This window comes from Caballeronia sp. NCF2 (genome assembly GCF_023631205.1).
Lineage (GTDB): Bacteria > Pseudomonadota > Gammaproteobacteria > Burkholderiales > Burkholderiaceae > Caballeronia > Caballeronia zhejiangensis.
In genome coordinates this window covers 104,118-121,904 of the sequence record NZ_JALQDN010000094.1, presented here as the reverse complement: position 1 = coordinate 121,904, position 17,787 = coordinate 104,118, and the positions used below count along the sequence as shown (strand labels likewise).

The 17,787-nt window shown below is 62.6% G+C and carries 15 protein-coding genes and 1 pseudogene; 13 read left to right on the top strand and 3 right to left on the bottom strand.

Annotation, left to right across the window (positions count from 1 at the left end; genetic code table 11):
- Positions 1-224: 224 nt before the first annotated feature.
- From NCS02_RS34465 to NCS02_RS34405, 13 genes and pseudogenes are all read left to right on the top strand, one after another.
- Positions 225-1,111, top strand: a pseudogene (locus NCS02_RS34465) (2-oxoglutarate dehydrogenase E1 component); the annotation flags it as partial.
- 471 nt (positions 1,112-1,582) lie between these two features.
- Positions 1,583-2,437 (top strand): transporter substrate-binding domain-containing protein, encoded by an 855-nt coding sequence (locus NCS02_RS34460; protein ID WP_250520570.1) that lies wholly within the window; start codon positions 1,583-1,585, stop codon positions 2,435-2,437.
- A gap of 7 nt (positions 2,438-2,444) precedes the next feature.
- Positions 2,445-3,107: an amino acid ABC transporter permease gene (locus NCS02_RS34455; protein ID WP_008345528.1), complete on the top strand. Its 663-nt coding sequence runs from the start codon at positions 2,445-2,447 to the stop codon at positions 3,105-3,107.
- 9 nt (positions 3,108-3,116) lie between these two features.
- A complete protein-coding gene (locus NCS02_RS34450; protein WP_250520569.1) occupies positions 3,117-3,770 on the top strand; it encodes an amino acid ABC transporter permease in 654 nt (217 codons plus the stop codon).
- Complete coding sequence (locus NCS02_RS34445; protein WP_008345531.1) at positions 3,767-4,576, top strand: amino acid ABC transporter ATP-binding protein; 810 nt, start codon at positions 3,767-3,769, stop codon at positions 4,574-4,576. Before NCS02_RS34450 ends, NCS02_RS34445 begins: the two co-directional genes overlap by 4 nt.
- Positions 4,573-5,808, top strand: coding sequence for a M20 family metallo-hydrolase (locus tag NCS02_RS34440; protein WP_250520568.1), 1,236 nt, complete (start codon positions 4,573-4,575; stop codon positions 5,806-5,808). Before NCS02_RS34445 ends, NCS02_RS34440 begins: the two co-directional genes overlap by 4 nt.
- Before the next feature lie 10 nt (positions 5,809-5,818).
- The gene (locus NCS02_RS34435; RefSeq protein WP_008345533.1) at positions 5,819-6,517 is read left to right on the top strand and encodes a DUF1989 domain-containing protein; all 699 of its coding nucleotides are present in this window, start codon (positions 5,819-5,821) and stop codon (positions 6,515-6,517) included.
- A gap of 141 nt (positions 6,518-6,658) precedes the next feature.
- Positions 6,659-7,210, top strand: a complete 552-nt coding sequence (locus tag NCS02_RS34430; protein WP_008345534.1) for a cupin domain-containing protein — start codon at positions 6,659-6,661, stop codon at positions 7,208-7,210.
- Positions 7,211-7,226: 16 nt separating this feature from the next.
- Positions 7,227-8,180, top strand: coding sequence for an agmatinase (gene speB, locus NCS02_RS34425; protein ID WP_250520567.1), 954 nt, complete (start codon positions 7,227-7,229; stop codon positions 8,178-8,180).
- Positions 8,181-8,612: 432 nt separating this feature from the next.
- Entirely contained in the window at positions 8,613-9,287 is a 675-nt protein-coding gene (locus NCS02_RS34420; protein ID WP_008345536.1) for an alpha/beta hydrolase family protein, read from the top strand.
- 482 nt (positions 9,288-9,769) lie between these two features.
- Positions 9,770-11,059 carry an LssY C-terminal domain-containing protein gene (locus NCS02_RS34415; protein WP_175982114.1) on the top strand — a complete coding sequence of 430 codons (1,290 nt, stop codon included), beginning with the start codon at positions 9,770-9,772 and terminating at the stop codon, positions 11,057-11,059.
- Positions 11,056-12,309, top strand: coding sequence for an LssY C-terminal domain-containing protein (locus NCS02_RS34410; protein ID WP_250442248.1), 1,254 nt, complete (start codon positions 11,056-11,058; stop codon positions 12,307-12,309). The genes NCS02_RS34415 and NCS02_RS34410 overlap by 4 nt, the downstream gene beginning before the upstream one ends.
- Complete coding sequence (locus NCS02_RS34405; protein WP_502800923.1) at positions 12,296-13,453, top strand: hypothetical protein; 1,158 nt, start codon at positions 12,296-12,298, stop codon at positions 13,451-13,453. The genes NCS02_RS34410 and NCS02_RS34405 overlap by 14 nt, the downstream gene beginning before the upstream one ends.
- Positions 13,454-13,774: 321 nt before the next feature.
- On the opposite strand, the gene NCS02_RS34400 is transcribed toward NCS02_RS34405, so the two are convergent.
- Genes NCS02_RS34400 through NCS02_RS34390 form a run of 3 tightly spaced genes read right to left on the bottom strand, consistent with a single transcriptional unit; the run spans position 13,775 to position 17,712 of the window.
- Positions 13,775-15,844 carry a hybrid sensor histidine kinase/response regulator gene (locus NCS02_RS34400; protein ID WP_250520565.1) on the bottom strand — a complete coding sequence of 690 codons (2,070 nt, stop codon included), beginning with the start codon at positions 15,842-15,844 and terminating at the stop codon, positions 13,775-13,777.
- A 7-nt stretch (positions 15,845-15,851) separates the two neighbouring features.
- Positions 15,852-17,360: an ATPase domain-containing protein gene (locus NCS02_RS34395; RefSeq protein WP_033535654.1), complete on the bottom strand. Its 1,509-nt coding sequence runs from the start codon at positions 17,358-17,360 to the stop codon at positions 15,852-15,854.
- Entirely contained in the window at positions 17,350-17,712 is a 363-nt protein-coding gene (locus tag NCS02_RS34390) for a HigA family addiction module antitoxin (RefSeq protein WP_008345543.1), read from the bottom strand. The genes NCS02_RS34395 and NCS02_RS34390 overlap by 11 nt, the downstream gene beginning before the upstream one ends.
- Positions 17,713-17,787 lie beyond the last annotated feature (75 nt).

Here is a 17,787-nt window from a genome sequence, read left to right as displayed (position 1 = left end):
TCCAGCTTGCCCTCGAAATACCTGCGGTGCGACATCTGTACTTTGCTCAAGTACGACATTACAACTTTGCCGTGACACTTAAAACTCTGATAATGTTGATTATGTAAAGCCAAGAATGGAAATTAGCCGCGCTTCCTGTTTGAAATTGTTGCTCACCGGGAAGCTCTATGGCGATTTGGGCGCGCGCTTCGGCCGCGTCTTCGTGCTTGACGTGCACTCACCACCGTCATGTGCCGCTCAGTGGCATCGCCGCAAGGCAGGGACGGTTCGACATCGTGAACTCGCCGCTGACCGAAGAGGCCGTGCTTGGATTCGAGTATGGCTACAGTGTTCAAACGAAGACCACGATGACTGTCTGGGAAGCGCAGTACGTTGACTTCGTCAACGGCGCGCAGGTTTTCATCGATCAGTACATCGCGGCCGGTGAGTTCAAGTGGGGTTATGAGTCGGCGCTCGCCGTATTGCTGCCGCATGGCCATGAGGGCGTCGGTCCGGAGCATTCGAGCGGCTATCTCGGCCGCTTCCTGCAGCTTCGCGCGGACGAAAACATGCGGATTGTCGTACCTTCGACCTCGGCGCAATGGTTCCATCTGCTTCGCCAGCAGGCGACGACCAAACGTCGGACGCCGCTCATCGTCATGTCTCCGAAGTCGAAGCTTTACGGCAACGTCGCGTCGCACTCGACGCTGCGCGAGATGATCGATGGCGCATTTCAATGCGTACTGGGCGACGAACGCATCGCAGATGCAAGTGCGGTTGAACGCGTCGTCCTATGCAGCGGAAAGTTCTACTACGAATTGCGCGATGCTCGCGACGGGTCCGGCGACGAATCGACGGCGATCATCCGCATCGAGCAGCTCTATCCGTTCCGCATGACCCACTCCGGCGCGTGCTCGCCCGGTTCACCAGCTTGCGCAGCATCGTTTGGGCGCAGGAGGAAGACCGCAATCAGGGCGCATGGCGATTCGTTCGCGACGAACTGGAGACCGTGCTTCCCGCCGATTGCGCCTTACGCGATGTCTGCCGCACCGCGACACCAGCCGGCGCGCATTCTTCCGTCGCGGCGCATCGTCGGGAACAAGCACGGCTGGTTGCGACCGCCCTGGCGGCGGCCGAGCTTCAGGCCGAGTGCCAATTTTGCAGCAGGACGATGGGCGTCGATCGCGCGGAACGTACGATCGTACGCCGGGTACCCGAGTTCGCAATCTCCAGACTGACGAAACGTTGCGAGCTTGCTAGTCGAACCCTTGCGCGCGACGCATCGAGGATCCATCTCCATGTCCCCGCTGCCGGTTAAGCCGCGGCCGCCGGACGCCCTGTCGCTCGTGTGACGTCTTGCGTCCCTATTGCGGACCCCACTGACTCTCGCAATCACTCCCTTCATACTTCAAACCGGTGCATCGCCGTGCGCGGCGGTGCATTCGCCCGCTTCTACACCCCCCTTTCAGTGCATGTCGGAAGACGAAGCCCCGCAGGTCCGGGCGCTTCGCGTTGGCACACTTCATGCATAATGAATTACATTCAAGTTGCTTGAATGGAATTCCGATTGCCTTCAACATAGCCCATACGCAAGGGGAGTGTCATGAACAAACGTCTTCGCCATTTGCTGGCCGCACTGACGGGCGCGCTCGCGCTCAACGCCGCCGCGCCGTCGCTTGCGCACGCGGAAGATCTGCTAGCCCGCATCAAATCGAACAAGGAAATCACGATCGCGACGGAAGCGCGTTACGCGCCCTTCGAATACGTCGATAACGGCAAGATCGTCGGCTATGACGCCGATCTGATGGCCTACGTCCTCAAGTCTCTGCCCGATGTGAAGGTCAAGCAGCTCGACCTGCCCTTCCAGGGTCTGCTGCCCGGTCTCGATGCAAAGCGCTTCGACCTCGTCGTGACGGCCGTGACCGTCAACAAGGACCGCGCCGATCATTTCGCCTTCACTGTTCCCGTCGCCGACGCGACCACCGGCGTACTCACCCGCTCCGCCGATACCTCCATCAAAGCGCCGAACGATCTGAACGGCAAGGTGGTCGGCTCGCAGACCGGCTCTGCACAATTGCAGGCGCTGATGGCGCTCGACAAGAAGCTGAAGGAAGCCGGCGGTCCCGGCATCAAGCAGATCAAGCAATACGTCGCGTTCGACGAAGCCTATGCCGACCTCGCCGTCGGCCGGCTCGATGCCGTCGCGCAGTCCGTCGCCAATCTCGGGCCATTGCTGAAGTCGCGTCCGGGCGTTTTCGCGGTGTTGCCGCAGACCATCGGTCCGAAGAGGTACTTCGCCTGGGTCGCACGCAAGGACGCCGACAGCGCTGCCCTCCTCAAGCTCTTCAGCGATGGCATCGCGAGAGCGAACAGCGACGGCACCATGAAGAAGCTTCAGGAGAAATGGTTCGGCTCGACGATGGACGTTCCGGCCACGCTTCCCGCACCGTCTATCTGACATCGCGATGAACGGTCCCGATCTGCTTACGCGCTGCATCGGCTACTTGCCGCAACTGCTCGACGGCGCGCTGACGACACTCGTGCTGTCGGCGGTTGCTGTCTGCTGCGGCTTCTTCGTCGGCGTGTTCGTCTACACGATGTCGGTCAGCGACAGCCGGCTAATGCGCGGCACGGCGCGCGTGTACGTGAGCCTGCTGCGCGGCACGCCCGTACTCGCGCAACTGTTGGTGTTCTACTACGTGCCGTCCGCGCTCGGGCTCGAGTTACCGGGGCTCGCTGCCGCCGCGATCGGGCTGTCGCTCAACACGGGCGCGTATCAGTCGCAGATTCTGGGCGCGGGTTTTCGCTCCATCGCGCCCGGGCAGATCGAGGCGGCATCGACCTTCAATCTCACGCGGCGTCAGACCTTGTGGCATATCGAAGTGCCGCAAGTCGTGCGCGCGACACTGCCCGCGCTCGTCTCCGAAATGATCGATATCGTCAAGGCGTCGGCGGTGGTGTCGGTGATATCCGTAACGGATCTGATGCGCGTCGGACAGCAGCTTTCGTCATCGACGTATCGGCCGCTCGAAGTGTACGCGCTGGCGGCGATGTTCTATCTGGCAATCACGTCGCTGCTCGCGGGCGCGGGTCATGTGTACGCGCTGCGTGTGGCACGGCGTCCGTGAGGCATCGGCATGAACAACTTCATCGCACTCGTTCCGCGCTTCATCGAAGCGATGGGCATCACGCTCGAAGTGAGCGTGCTGGCGGCGTTCATCGGCATCGTCGCGGGCTTCGCGATCAATGCGATCCGGCTCGCGTTCGGCCGTCCGTTCGCGCTCGTCTATGGCGCGTTCGTGTGGCTGGTGCGCGGCACGCCTTATCTGTCGCAACTCGTGATCGTGTACTTCGGGCTGCCGGTTTTAGGCGTGACGTTGTCGGCCGTGCAGGCCACGATCCTTTCGCTCGCGTTCTATTCGAGCGCTTATTTCGCGGAGCTTTTTCGCGCGGCATGGGCGAGCGTTCCGCGCGGTCAGCTCGAAGCCGCCGCCGCTTTCGGCGTGAGCCGGCGAGACGCGTTCCGCTCCATCGAGCTGCCGCAGGCGCTCGCGTTCGCGGCGCCGCTGATCGCGAACCAGACGATTCTCGTCATCAAGGAGAGTGCGGTCGCGTCGATCATCACGGTGCCCGAATTGACGATGACGGCCAGCGATATCGTCGCATCGAGCTACACGTATATCGGTCCGTATGCGCTGCTGATCGCATGTTACTGGCTGCTGACGCAAGCCGTGTCGCTGATCGCGCAGGCCGCGACTTCCCGCATTCCGTTTCTGAAGAAGACATCATGAGCGACCTTCCGATTCTCAAGCTGCGCGCCGTGGGCAAGTCGTACGGCGAGAACCGCGTGCTCAAGGGCATCGACCTGGATGTGATGCGCGGCGAGATCGTCACGCTGATCGGGCCGTCCGGTTCGGGCAAGACCACCGCGCTGCGCTGCATGAATTTTCTCGAAGCCTATGACGAAGGCGAAGTGTGGATCAAAGGCCAGTTGCTGGGCTATCGATCGACAGGACGCACGGCGAAGGATCGTGACAGCGAAGCCAGCATCGCCGACGTGCGCCGTCCTATTTCGATGGTCTTCCAGCAATTCAATCTCTGGCCGCACATGAACGCGCTGGACAACGTCGCGACGCCGCTCGTGCTCGCCAAGAAGATGAGCAGGCGCGACGCGCGCACGAAAGCGTTGGCCGCGCTCACGCGTGTCGGTCTCGAGCACAAGGCGGACGCGTATCCCGCGCGGCTGAGCGGCGGGCAGCAGCAGCGCGTGGGCATCGCGCGGGCGCTGGCCATCGAACCCGAAGTGATTCTGCTCGACGAACCCACATCCGCGCTCGATCCCGAACTTGTCGAGGAAGTACTCAACGTGATCCGTTCGCTCGCGCAGGAAGGCATGACGATGGTGATGGTCACGCACGAGATGAGCTTCGCCGCGAAGATCTCCGACAAGGTCGTGTTCATGGAAGCCGGGAAAATCGTCGAAGCCGGACCGCCCGCGCAACTGTTCGGCAATACGCGCACACCGCGCTTGCAGCAGTTCCTTAAACCGTGGCTGGAACGCAGCCTCGATTTCGTGAGCGAAGGAGTGACATCGTGAGCGCAAGACAAGTGGCGCATTTCGTGAACGCGGCACGCCTGCTCGAATCGATCGAAGCCCTCGCTGCATTCGGCGCGCGCGATGACGGCGGCGTGGACCGCCCCGCGCTCGGCGAACGCGATATCGAAGCGCGGCGCTTTCTGATCGACCGCGCGCGTGCGCTCGGCTGCAGCGTGCATGTGGATGCGTGCGCGAATCTGTTTTTCCGCCGCGAGGGCGACGCAGCACTTGCGCCGGTGATGACCGGCAGCCACATCGACACGCAACCTGCCGGCGGCAAGCTCGACGGATGTTACGGCGTGCTTGCGGGCTTCGAAGTGCTCGCCGCGTTGAACGATGCGAACGTGCCCACGCGCCGCCCGCTCGAAGTCGCGATCTGGACCAACGAGGAAGGCACGCGCTTCTCGCCGGGCGCGATGGGATCGAGCGCCTTCGTGGAGCCGTCGCGGATGGCGCGTTATGCGCACGTGCAGGACGCCGAAGGCACAACCCTGAGCGCGGCGCTGCAACGCCACGTCAGCGCGTTCCCCGAACTGCCGCCGCGCGCGCAGCAAGACGCCGCGCATGCCTTCGTCGAACTGCATATCGAACAAGGTCCGCAACTCGAAAAGGCCGAGGTGCCGCTCGCTGTCGTCAGCGGCATTCAGGGCGTGCGCTGGTACGCGTTCCATGTGCAGGGCATCGCCGCCCACGCGGGCACCACGCCGATGCCACTGCGCCGCGACGCGATGACGCTCGCCATCGCGCTGCATCGGGAACTCGATGCCATCGCCCATGAACTCGGCCGCGCCGATACGCGCGTCACGTTCGGCCGCTGGAACATCGCGCCGAATTCGATCAACACGATTCCGTCGGCGGTGAGTTTCACCGTCGACTTCCGCCATCCGGACGCGCGCGTGCTCGGCGCGTTCGATGAACACGCGCAGGCCATCGCGCAATCTCATGGCGCGCGCATCGAAGCGCTGTTCGCCCATGCGCCCGTCGCGTTCAATCCGTCCGTGTTGTCGCGCATCGACGAAGCCTGCCGCGCGCTCGATACCCGCGCGCTGCATCTGACCTCGGGCGCATTCCACGACGCCATGTATCTCGCGAAACATTGCCCGAGCGGAATGATCTTTGTGCCCAGCATAGACGGCATCAGCCACAACCCCGCCGAAGCGACGGACGCCGGACATCTCGTGCTCGGCGCACGCGCGCTCGCTCATTGCCTCACCACACTCTGCAACGACTGAAGGAGCCCACATGAACGCATCCGCAACGACTCTTGCAAGCACCGAAGACAACGGCCAGGAAACCGGCGTCAACGCCACGCTCAACGAACCCATCTCGCCGGACGGCACGCCTGAAATCGGCATGACGTATACGGTGCCCGCGCGCTGCGGCCGCGCGGTGCGCGTGAAGGCCGGGCAGACCATCCGCATCGCCAATCCGCACGGCACGCAAGTGTGCGATACGTGGATCTTCAACGCGCAGCATCTGAACGAGTTTCTGTCGTTCGAACATACGCGCGCGTTCATCGACAAGATCATTCCGCAGCCGGGCGATCCGCTCGTGACCAACCAGCGCCGCCCGATTGCCGAACTCGTCACGGATACGTCGCCGGGCGTGCACGATACGCTCATCGCCGCGTGCGATCTGTACCGCTATCGCAATCTCGGCGTCGAGCACTATCACGACAACTGCGCGGACAACCTGCGGCTTGCGCTGAAGGCTATTGGCTTGCGCACGAAGGAAGTGCCCCAGCCGTTCAATCTTTGGATGAACATTCCCGTCAAGCCGGATTATTCGATTGACTGGCTGCCGCCCGTGTCGAAGTCCGGCGATTACGTGGATATCAGGGCCGCGATGGACTGCGTCGTGGTCATGTCGGCGTGCCCGCAGGATATCATTCCGATCAACGCGCTCAACCCGCTCGAAGTCGAGTTCACGGTGCTCGCATAAGCGCGCCCTTCTTCTTTTCGATGGTGTTCATTCGTGGCCAGCAAACGACCTTCCTCAACTGCAGCGCGTACTTCACCTAAAGCCAACGCCGCGCCGGCGTCCGCCGCCGATGGCCTCGGCACGCGTCTGCGTCATGCGCGCATGGTGCGACAGATGACGCTCAAGGTGCTCGCGGGAGCGGCGGGTTGCTCGGAAAGTCTTCTGTCGAAGGTCGAAGGCGGCCACGCGACGCCTTCGCTCGCCATGCTGCACAAGCTCGCCATTGCGCTCGACACCAACATCGCGGCACTGCTGTCCGCGCCGACCCTCACGGCTTCGCCCGTTCAGCGTGCGAGCGAGCGGCCCTCGGTGCGCTTTCCGGGCGCGCGGGCCGCTCCGGCGGCCGGCAAACGCAGACGTGCCGAGGGCTCCATCATGCTCGAACGCCTTGTCGTGCCGAGTCCGGGCCAGTTGCTTCAGGGCGACATCCACGTACTGGAGCCGCTCGCGCGCAGCGACGAGCAGATTCATCACGTCGGCGAAGAGTTGGGTTATGTGCTCGAAGGCGAACTGGAACTCACGCTCGGCGATCAGAGCTATTCGCTCAAGGCGGGCGATTCGTTCTATTTTCCGAGCACCGAGCCGCACAGCTATCGCAATCCGGGCGATGCGGTGACGCGCATACTCTGGGTCAACACGCCGCCCACGTTCTGATCAGCGGGAACTCATCATGGCCAGCACCGATCTTTCGCAGATGCAGTTGCCGCGCTTCGCCGGCATTCCCACTTTCATGCGCGTGCCGTTCGAGCGCGACCTCGCGGCGCTCGATATCGCGCTGGCGGGCGTGCCCTTCGATGGCGGTGTCACCGCGCGTCCTGGCGCACGCTTCGGGCCGCGCGAGATCCGCAACATGTCCACGATGATGCGCGCGATTCATCACGTCACGCGATTCAATCCGTTCGAAGCGTGCCGCGTCGCCGATATCGGCGATGTGCCCTTTGAGCATCTCTACGATCTAGAAGCCGCGCACGCCGATATCCGCCGCTTTTTCGAGCCAGTATTCCGCGCGGGGAAGATAGCGCTGATCGCGGGCGGCGATCACTCGATCACCTATCCGGTCTTTCAGGCGATCGTGCCGAAGCAACCGCTCGCGCTCGTGCATATCGACGCGCACACGGACACGTGGGACGCGTTCAAGGGCTCGAAATTCACGCACGGCGCGCCGTTCCGACGCGCGGTCGAAGCGGGTCTTCTCGATCCCACGCGCACGATTCAGATCGGCATACGCGGCGCGCAGAATACCGACGAAGGCTGGCGTTATTCGTTGGATCACGGCATGCGCGTGGTGTTCATCGAAGAGTTCGAGGAACGCGGCCCGGCGGCGATCGTCGAAGAAGCGCGGCGCGTGGTCGGCGATGCGCCCGTGTATCTTTCGCTCGATGTCGATGGTCTCGATCCGGTGTTCACACCTGGCACCGGCACGCCGGAAATCGGCGGATTGACGACGCGCGAAACGCTTGCGTTGCTGCGCGGACTCGACGGGTTGAACTGGGTCGGCGGCGATGTGGTTGAAGTGTCGCCGCCGTATGATCCGAGCGGCAACACCGCGCTCGTCGCCGCAACGATGATGTACGAGATGCTGTGTCTGTTCGCGGCACATCAGGCGGGATCGAGCCGACGCTAGCGCAGCGTCGAACGCGCTGCCGCTCGATGGTCCCGGCGTTAGCGAGCGACGTACCCGCGTCGCGGCCATACGCGGCCAACCATGCGTCGACTAACAGCTTCTTGCTGCCGGACCTGCTCTTTCAGGGAGCCCGATAGATGAACCGCCCTCCGCGAACTTCCTTTGACGCTGCTTGCAGTGTCGTAACAGCTCGCTAACAATGATGCAGGCGTGCTATTACGCGAATGTCTCGAAGCGCAGATCACATTGCTGTCGGGCTTTCGGTCGTCAACCGACACATCGCGACTGCGGCGCCCTCCGCGATGCGCGCTCCATGGATCGGCCGGCAAAGTCCGCCCGGGCAATGCCTTGCCGGAAGCTGCCACAAGCGGCTCCCGATGCCTCATTGATGCAGAATCGGCGCAAAGACCACACCGACACGACCTGAATACCATGGACGACGCAGAATCGCTTTCGCTCGCACTACCCGACGGCTCTAAGGTCTCTGCGCTCCTTCAAGTGCCAGAGCACGCGCGAGCGCTATATGTCTTCGCGCACGGCGCTGGGGCGGGCATGCAGCACGCCGGCATGTCGTCTTTGGCCGACGCGCTTGCCGCGGCGAACGTCGCCACATTGCGCTACCAGTTTCCGTACATGGAGCGGGGCTCCAGGCGGGTGGACTCGCCGGCCGTGGCACATGCTGCCGTGCAGGCAGCCGTCGCAGAGGCCCGCCGGCGGCTGCCAGCCCTGCCGCTCTTCGCGGGCGGCAGGTCGTTCGGCGGCCGCATGACGTCCCAGGCCCAAGCCATCTCCGCGCTCGATGGCGTGCGTGGCCTCGCTTTCGTCGCGTTCCCGCTGCACCCGGCTGGGGCGCCCGGCGTCGAGCGGGCGCGGCACTTGGCGGACGTCACGGTGCCGATTCTCTTCCTGCAGGGCACGCGCGACAAGCTGGCCGAGCTTCACCTGCTGAGGTCGGTCGTCGAGACGCTGGGGCCGCGCGCCACGCTGCATGTGGTGGACGACGCAGATCATTCGTTTCACGTGCGCGCATCCTCCGGCCGGACCGACGCGGAGGTCGTGCGCGAACTAGCGCGGACGATGTCGGAGTGGTTCTTCGCCGAAGGGTAGTTCGTGCGCGTTACCTGAGCAAGCGCAGGAATGCTTGTAGCAGAGTCGGGACGGGAAGCCGGCGAACTCGCCGTCCTGCACTCGCCCTCTCAACGCTTTGCTATCCGCAGACGGTCTGTCGCATAGCCACGACAACCGACGCCTGTCGCGTCGGCGGCGTTTTGCCAGTGCTTAGTGAGTGAATTTGTCAGATCGATCTTTTTGCGGTGCTTCCGCCCCCGGAAATCGCGGCGGGCCATCTGCTTTGATTTGGCCGGCGCCGATCCGTGCAAGCCGCTTAGGGATGCGGCCGGAAAGCAATCAAGACTTTGCGATCATCAACTCCGTGCTGCACGGATGCGATCCACGGTCGCTACCCCATCGGCGCCCCAACCTCTACTAAACTGGGTAGCGTACTCCTGCAAGCTCAGTGAGGGCGGCGCGCAGTTAGCTAGCTGATCCGCGCGACCGAACGCCACGGTGTCAACCCCGGAGTTGACTTGATGAACAGCGTCGTTACCAGGATGCTGATTGCGATTTCCGTCGGCTATCTAGTGGTCGGTTGCGCTGCGGTTCCGCCAGAAGCCGCAATACCGGCTTACCAAAACCGGGCCGTGACACGCGACGAGGCCGGCATCGAGGTTTCAACAGCCGTGCTGTCCTCAGAGGAAAGCGCGGCGGTGTACGGTGTCCCGCTTGCCGAAAGAAGAATTCAGCCCGTCTGGATCGAGGTCCGCAATCGCGAGGACCACAACTACTTTCTCCTGTCACCCGGCCTGGATCCAAACTTCTTTCCCGCATCGGAGGCGGCAGAGGCTTTCAGCAGCGATGCTTCGCCCGACCAGCGTTCCGAGCTCGCGCGCCGCTTCCGTAGTCTCGCTTTTCATAACCCCGTGCGTCCCGGAGAGACGGTCGCGGGGTTTGTGCTGACGAATTTCAACGCGGGCGCGAAGCTGGTGCAACTGGATCTCGTCGCGAGCGGACACGCTCGGACGTTCTCCGTTTTCGTATCCGTACCTGGGTTTGAAGCCGACTACAAGCGTAGTCAGGTCTTCAGACGGGCGACCGATCCGCAGGAGCCCACTGTAAATTACACGGACGACGCGAGCTTTCGAGAAGCGCTCGAAGCACTGCCCTGTTGCGCAACTGACGAGGACGGCTCAAAGAAGGGCGACCCGCTCAACCTGGTGATCGTCGGCAGCCTCGACGACGCCTTTCCCGCACTGGTGCGGCGGGGCTGGAGCCTCACGGAACGAAAGTGGTCGGGGGCAATCGAGCGGATGATCAGCGCCGCGTTGTCGGGCCAAGCGTACGTCAACGCGCCGGTGAGCGACCTTCATCTGTTCGGACGCGCCCAAGACCTCGCGCTTCAAAAGGCGCGGGGCGACATTCACCAGCGCAACCATATGCGGCTCTGGCTCAGCACGATGCGCTATCACGACAAGCCTGTGTGGGTTGGACAGATCAGCCGCGATATCGGGATTCGCCTGACGTGGCACTCGTCAACGTTCACGACACACAAGATCGACCCGGAGGTGGATGAGGCACGCACTGCGCTGACCGAAGACATGGCGTATTCCCAGAACCTGTTCAAGATGGGACTAGTGACGGGAGTGGGTGCCGTGTTGGAAGCTGCGCCGCGAAGGAATTTGACGACCGACCCGTATTACACCGACGGCTTCCGCGTCGTGCTGGTGTTCGATCGCACGCCGAGGCCGTTATCGCAGATCGAAATCTTCCCGTGGATCACTCCGTACAAGGTACTGCGGGTGACGCCAGGAGCGAGGCCATGACCATCCAGCAGACCTTGCGCAGGCGACGGTCTAATGCAGGACTCGCGCTATGCCTGGCGCTCGCGCTGGCCGGCTGCTCGACATGGCAAGTTCCGCCCGAGGCGGACGCTGAGCCGTTGCGTCAGCGCGAGGTCAGCGCCTCCAGTCGCGGCGTACGCGTGAGCGCAACGGTGCTTAGCGAAGAAGACAGCAAGCGGATGTATGGTGCCGACGTCAACAGAACGGGAGTGCAGCCGCTTTGGCTCGAAGTGCAGAATGGGACGTCGCAGGCGCTGTGGCTTTTACGCTCGGGCACGGACCCGGACTACTTTTCACCTCATGAAGTCGCATGGTCAATGCATACGCTGTTTGGCGGCGCAAGCAACAAGCGCATGGACGACTATTTCCGTGATCTCAGGTTCAACAACCCCATCCCGTCGGGGGAGACACGATCGGGCATTTTGTTCACCAACCCCGATCAAGGCATCAAGCTCGTCAATGTCGATCTGCTGGGAAACCAGACGCTGATGCCCTTCTCGATCTTTCTGCGTGTGCCAGGCGGCACGATGGATCCACGGCTGTCGCAGATCCCTCTGCCACCCTCTGCCACTGGAATCACGGACTACCAGGACCTGGCGTCGCTGCGCGCGGCGCTCGAGCGCCTACCATGCTGTGCCACCGACCCGAGCGGGACTATTCAGGCCGATCCGCTAAATGCCATTGGCATTGGCCAGCTCACCGACATCGGCGCAGCGCTGGTGCGGCGCGACTATCGGCGCGATGCGCGGGAGTTTGACCTCGCGCAGCGCGTCTTCGGTCGGGAACCGGACTTTGTCATGCGCAAGCAGGCGCAGGCCGGGGCACCCGCAAACTGGATCCGGGGATGGCTCGCTCCGATCCGCTTTCAGGGACAACTGGTCTACGTCGCGCAGGTCGGCCGCCCTGTCGGCGGGCGCTTTGCGCCCCGCGATAAAAAACGCCTCACTCTCCACGAGAACGTCGACGAGGCACGCAACTTTCTGATGCAGGACCTGATGTATTCGAGCGGCCTCGAAAAGCTCGGATTTGTGAACGGTGTTGGCCCCGCACCGCCGACTCGTCCTCGTATAACCCTTGACGGTGCGACTTACTATACGGACGGATTGCGCGCGGTCGTGTTCTTCGCCACCCGGCCGCGGAGTCTGTCGGATGTCGATTTTCTTGAGTGGGTCCCCTATCTGGAAGAGCCAGATACTCGTCAAACTGGAGCAACCGGCAATGCGAGTCAGTGACTCGAGATCGAGATGGGCGCTCATTCAATTCAAGCGTCAGGTTGCCGCTGCCTTCGATGCGTGCCGCCAGATCAGCGCTCGGTTAGCGACGATCACGTCGTGCGTTCTCTTCGGCGCATGCGCGGCGAAGCCGCTTATCCCGTACTCGGCCGATACACCCCCGATGGTTCTCATGCCCGCGTCTCAGGCTGGCGTCATGGATAAGCGAGGGCGCTTTCGGGAAATATATTGCGCGGTCCTCGAAGCACGCGGTGCAGCGCTACCCGACTACCGCCCGTGCGAGCAAGCGCTGACGCGGGTCGGCGCAGAGTCCCCTGGCACCGGCGAGCCCGTCGAACTTGGCCAGTCTAGGCGGCACCTGATTGGGGCGGTGGTGCATGGCGTCGGCTACGATTGCTTCGATCCCTGGCTGGATACGCCGGATACCGTCGTGACGCATCTTCGCGAGTATGACTTCGATGCAGCGCTCATCAACGTCGACGCGCTGTCGAGTTCCACTAACAATGCACGGCAAATTCGCGACGCGATCATGGCTATGCCGGCATCGGAGGACGCGCCGCGGCTCGTGTTGATTGGTTATTCGAAGGGGGCGCCCGACATTTTGGAAGCACTGGTCGCCTATCCTGAGATACGAAGCCGCGTGGCGGCGGTGGTGAGTGCCGCCGGTGCAATCGGCGGCTCCCCGCTCGCCAACGACGCCGACCAATATCAGGCCGACTTGTTGCGATATGTTCCGGGCGCAACCTGCACATCGGGCGATGGTGGTGCCGTAGAGAGTTTGAGACCTGCGACTCGCAAAGCGTGGCTCGCGCAGCATCCGCTTCCGGCTGATCTGCATTACTACTCGGTCGTGACGTTCCCGCAGCCCGAGCGAATCTCCTCGATCCTGAAGTCGAGCTATGACAAGCTCGCGCGCGTCGACTCGCGGAACGACAGCCAGGTCATCTTTTACGATCAGGTTGTCCCCGGCAGCACGCTTCTCGCCTACGTCAATGCGGATCACTGGGCGCTCGCGGTGCCTGTTGCGCGGACCCACCCTACGATCGGGGCGCTCTTCGTTACACAGAATGCGTATCCTCGTGAGGCGCTGGCAGAGGCGATTCTGCGCTTCCTGGAGGAGGATCTTGGCGTGCCGATCCGCTGATTAGCTGGCAGTCGTCTGTCAACGAACGCGTTCGGGGCCGTTTCAACCGGTTGATGCAACCCAATGTACACCGGTCCGGCGTCGGTCCGGTCTCGACCTGAACCGGCCGCTGGAGCGGTCTCACTGCGACTTGGTCGAACGGCAGAAACCGGCCGGTTGCGGAAGTCAGCACAACGGCCAACCAGCTAACGGAAGGGTGAGGAAGTAAATTCGTGCAGCCATATGCGTTAAGCGGCAACCATCTCTGCAGACGTCCTTCGTCCGTCAAGGCCGTTACGTGTCCGGAAGGCGGCCCGTTCGCTGGCTCGTGCGATGGACAGCTTACTGCGCCCCGGATTGCGGCGATTCCAAGCTTTTCACGGCGTTCCTGATCTCTTGCAGAAGCCGGCTTTGTTGATACGGCTTGCGTAGTCTCGGTAGATCCGCTCCGGTGCCCTCCGGCAGTTCCGCGTAGCCGGTTGCGAGTATGACAGGCAGGACGGGCCTGAGTGCCCGCGCCGCATTGGCTAATTCAACGCCGGTCATCTTGGGCATTGAGAAATCAGTTAGCAGAACGTCAACTTTCTGGCCGGCGCGAAGGACTTGGAGCGCGGCGTCCCCTGATGCGGCCTCGATCACCTCATGTCCAAGGTCCTGCAGGAGATAAGATGTGCTTGACAAAATAAGTGGGTCGTCATCGACGACTAGTACGGTGGCGCGCAGCTCGCTGGCGTCGGCCGGACCGTCGTCCTTCGGGTCATCGGCGATACGCTCCTCGGCAGCCGGGCGACCCGTGACAGGAAGCCAGAGCGATGCACGCGTGCCCTTTCCATACGTGCTTTCTAGACGAAGCGCGCCTTGTAGCTGACGCGCGAGACCGTGAATCATCGAAAGGCCAAGCCCCGTGCCCTTCCCCACTTCCTTGGTCGTGAAGAAGGGTTCCGTCGCTTTGGCGAGTGTCGCGGCGTCCATGCCAGTGCCTGTGTCCCTCACTGTCACCCGCACGTAGTCGCCGGCTCGCAGGTCGCCATCGCCCGCAGAATGCGCGGTATCGACGCTGATTTGGATTGCGCCGCCGTCGGGCATCGCATCGCGCGCATTGACTACCAGGTTCAGTATCGCCAGTTCAATCTGATTTGTGTCGACGCGAGTAAACGGCACTTCTTCGGGCGTATCGATGACCAGTTCGATCATAGAGCCAATCGACCGGTCCAGAAGGTCGGCCATGCCGTGAACCAGCGCAGACATCTGGACAGGCTCGACCTTAAGGACCTGCTGTCGCGCGAACGCGAGCAGCCGTTGAGTGAGCGCGGCGCCGCGTTGAGCGCCTTTCAGCGCGCCATCGACCAACCGACCCACTCGCTCTTCCGGCGGCACTTCCTTTCGCACGAGTTCGAGATTCGCCATGATCGCCATCAGCAAATTGTTGAAGTCGTGCGCGATGCCGCCCGTCAACTGGCCGATCATCTCGAGCTTCTGGACCTGCCGCAGCAGCTTCTCTGTGTGCTCGCGCTGCCGTATTTCCTCGAGCACCGTTCGATGCGCGTCTTCCAGTTGCGCGGTGCGCTCCAGCACCTTGACTTCGAGCGATTCGTTCACCCGGCGCAGCTGATCTTCCGACGTTTTGCGCAGCGTCACGTCGGAGCAAACGCCGACGAGCCGAACGATCCGGTCGTCGTGCACGACACGCGCCCTGACTTCAACCCAGTGCACGGTCCCGTTCCGCCAGACGTTGCGATACTCGATCGCATAGTCGCAGCCGGTTTCCGCGCTGACCGCGATGGCTGCCTGCACCCGCTCGCGATCCTCGGGATGAGTGCTTGCAATCAGTTCTTCATAAGTAAAGTTGTCGGTCTCCAAGCGGCCGAATATCGCTTTGCAAGTCGTCGATGCTGTCAGCGTGTTGCTGGAAAGATCGAGGCTCCAGGAGCCGAGGTGTCCGGCCGTGAGTGCTATGCGAAGATGCGCTTCGCCCTCATCGAGTTCTCGGATTCGAGCCCGAGCCTCGAACTGGCGATTCCGGCCCCGCACCGCTGTTTCGACGACGCTTACGAACGTCGTCGGATGAAACGGACGCTCGATGAACGTGACGTTGCCGAGTGCGGTAATCAACCGCTCGGCCATCGGTCTGCGAACGGGACCGCTGCGCTGTGTGAGTACGACAAATGGAAGGTCCGACCACGGCGGCTGCGACGACACCCATCCCGCCAGCGTGGCGAGGTCGGCGCCGTTCAACGCTTCGTCGGCGACGATAACGCAGCAGACGTCGTCTCTCAACGTCTCGCCGAGTTGCGCTACGTTCTTGCACGGCTCTGCGTCGATCCCGGCCGCCCCCAACAGCGCCTGCGCAACGACGCAGTCGCGTCCCGACGGGGTGAGGAGCAGCACGGGACATCGCTCGGTTTCGGCCATGCGATCGTCAGTCCTTGGTTGCAGTCTTCGGCGTCAGCAGAGGCGCCGACTTTCCGACGAACGTCGGCACGCCTCGAAGCACCCCCTGGAAATCTTCCAGCGGCTCTCCGAGCGTGAGCCCCTCCGAACCGATACGGAACTCGCGGATCGATTCCTCATGAGCCCCGGTGCGCTTCTTGATGACCGACACCGCGCGTCGAACGCGCCCGATCGCTTCGAAGTAACGAAGCAGGATGACCGTGTCAGCAAGATAGGTCACGTCGACCGGCGCCTTCATGTCGCCGACGAGGCCGTGCTGGGCGACAGTCAAAAAGGTGTTCGCGCCCTGCCGATTCAGATACTGCAACAACTCGTGCACGTGCAGTACGAGCGCGTTTTCCTCAGGCATGGCGGCCTGATACCCGTTCAGACTATCGATGACAACCGTCTTTACACGCGCGCGGTCGACACTCGCACGCACGCGATGCGCGAACTCGCCCGGCGACAGCTCTGCCGCGTCCAGTTGTTCGACGTGCAGGTCACCGGCATCTCTCATGGCTTCGAGGTCGATGCCCATTGGGCGCACACGGTCGAACAGAAGGCCGAGCTCTTCATCGAAGACGAAGAGCGCAGCCTTTTCGCCCCGCCGCACGGCCGCCGTGACGAATTGGATCGCGAAGAGGCTCTTGCCGGTCCCTGCGGGGCCAAGAATAAGCGTGCTGGATCCTTGCTCGACACCCCCGCCGAGCAAAGCGTCGAGTTCCGCAACGTCGCTTGTCATTTGCGTGCGCGCGTAACTGGTTCGGTGCTCACCGGCGACAAGTCGCGGGAACACCGCCACCCCGCCGTGTCGGATAGCAAAATCGTGATAGCCGCCACGAAAATGCTGACCGCGGTATTTGAGCACCCTTAGGCGCCGGCGCTCGGCGCCATATTGCGGCGATAACTCCTCCAGTTTGATGACGCCGTGCGCCACGCTATGCACAGTCTTGTCCGCCGCATCGGAGGTGAGATCGTCCAGCATGAGCACCGTGGCGTCGCGGCCCGCGAAGTAATGCTTGAATGCCAGGATCTGCCGGCGGTAGCGCAGCGAGCTTTGCGCAAGCAAGCGAATCTCCGAAAGACTATCGATGACCACGCGCTTCGGTTTCACGCGCTCGAACTCGCCGAGGATGAGCCGCGTCGTCTCGCCCAGCTCGAGGTCGGAGGAATAGAGCAGCGTCTGCTGCTGATCGGCGTCAAGCAGATTTTCGGACGGGCTGACTTCGAAGATGCTGATCTGTGGACCGAGCCGCCATCCGTGCGACAAGGCGCCGTTGCGCAGTTCCTCCATCGTCTCCGAGAGCGTGATGTAAAGGCATGGCTCCCCCAGTTCGGCGCCAGCCTGCAGGAAACTCAGCGCGATGGTTGTCTTGCCCGTGCCCGGACTTCCCTCGAGAAGGAACAAGTTGCCCCGGCTCAGTCCGCCAACGAGAATGTCGTCGAGCCCCGGGACGCCCGTGCGAGCGTATTGGGGCATTACGGTACTATCGTTCATCTGTTGCTCCAAGCTGCTTCATTGCAACACGGGAGAGCCTGTGTTTCGGAATTTTCGTCAGCGCCTGCTCGAGCGAAGTACGAGCGTCGCAGACATCATGCGCGGATTGCAGTTCCAACCAGTGCATCGCCGGCACGCCACAAAAGGCCTCGAGACGCACCGCCATTTCGGGCGTGATGCTCGCGCTGCCGTCGAAGATCCGGTGAAGCGTTTGACGAGCCACGCCCAGATCTCGGGCCGCCTGGCTCACCGAGAGGCCCAAATGGGGCAGCACAAAGATCTTGAGAAGATCCCCTGGATGGTGTGCCTCGTCCTGATAGCGGGTGGTGCCGGGAATCGACGTGGAAGCCATGGTGGCAAGCGTAACGCGTTGCGTGACAAGTGATCAGGCTACCATGAAGCTGGGTGAGCCGCGCCGTGAGCGTCC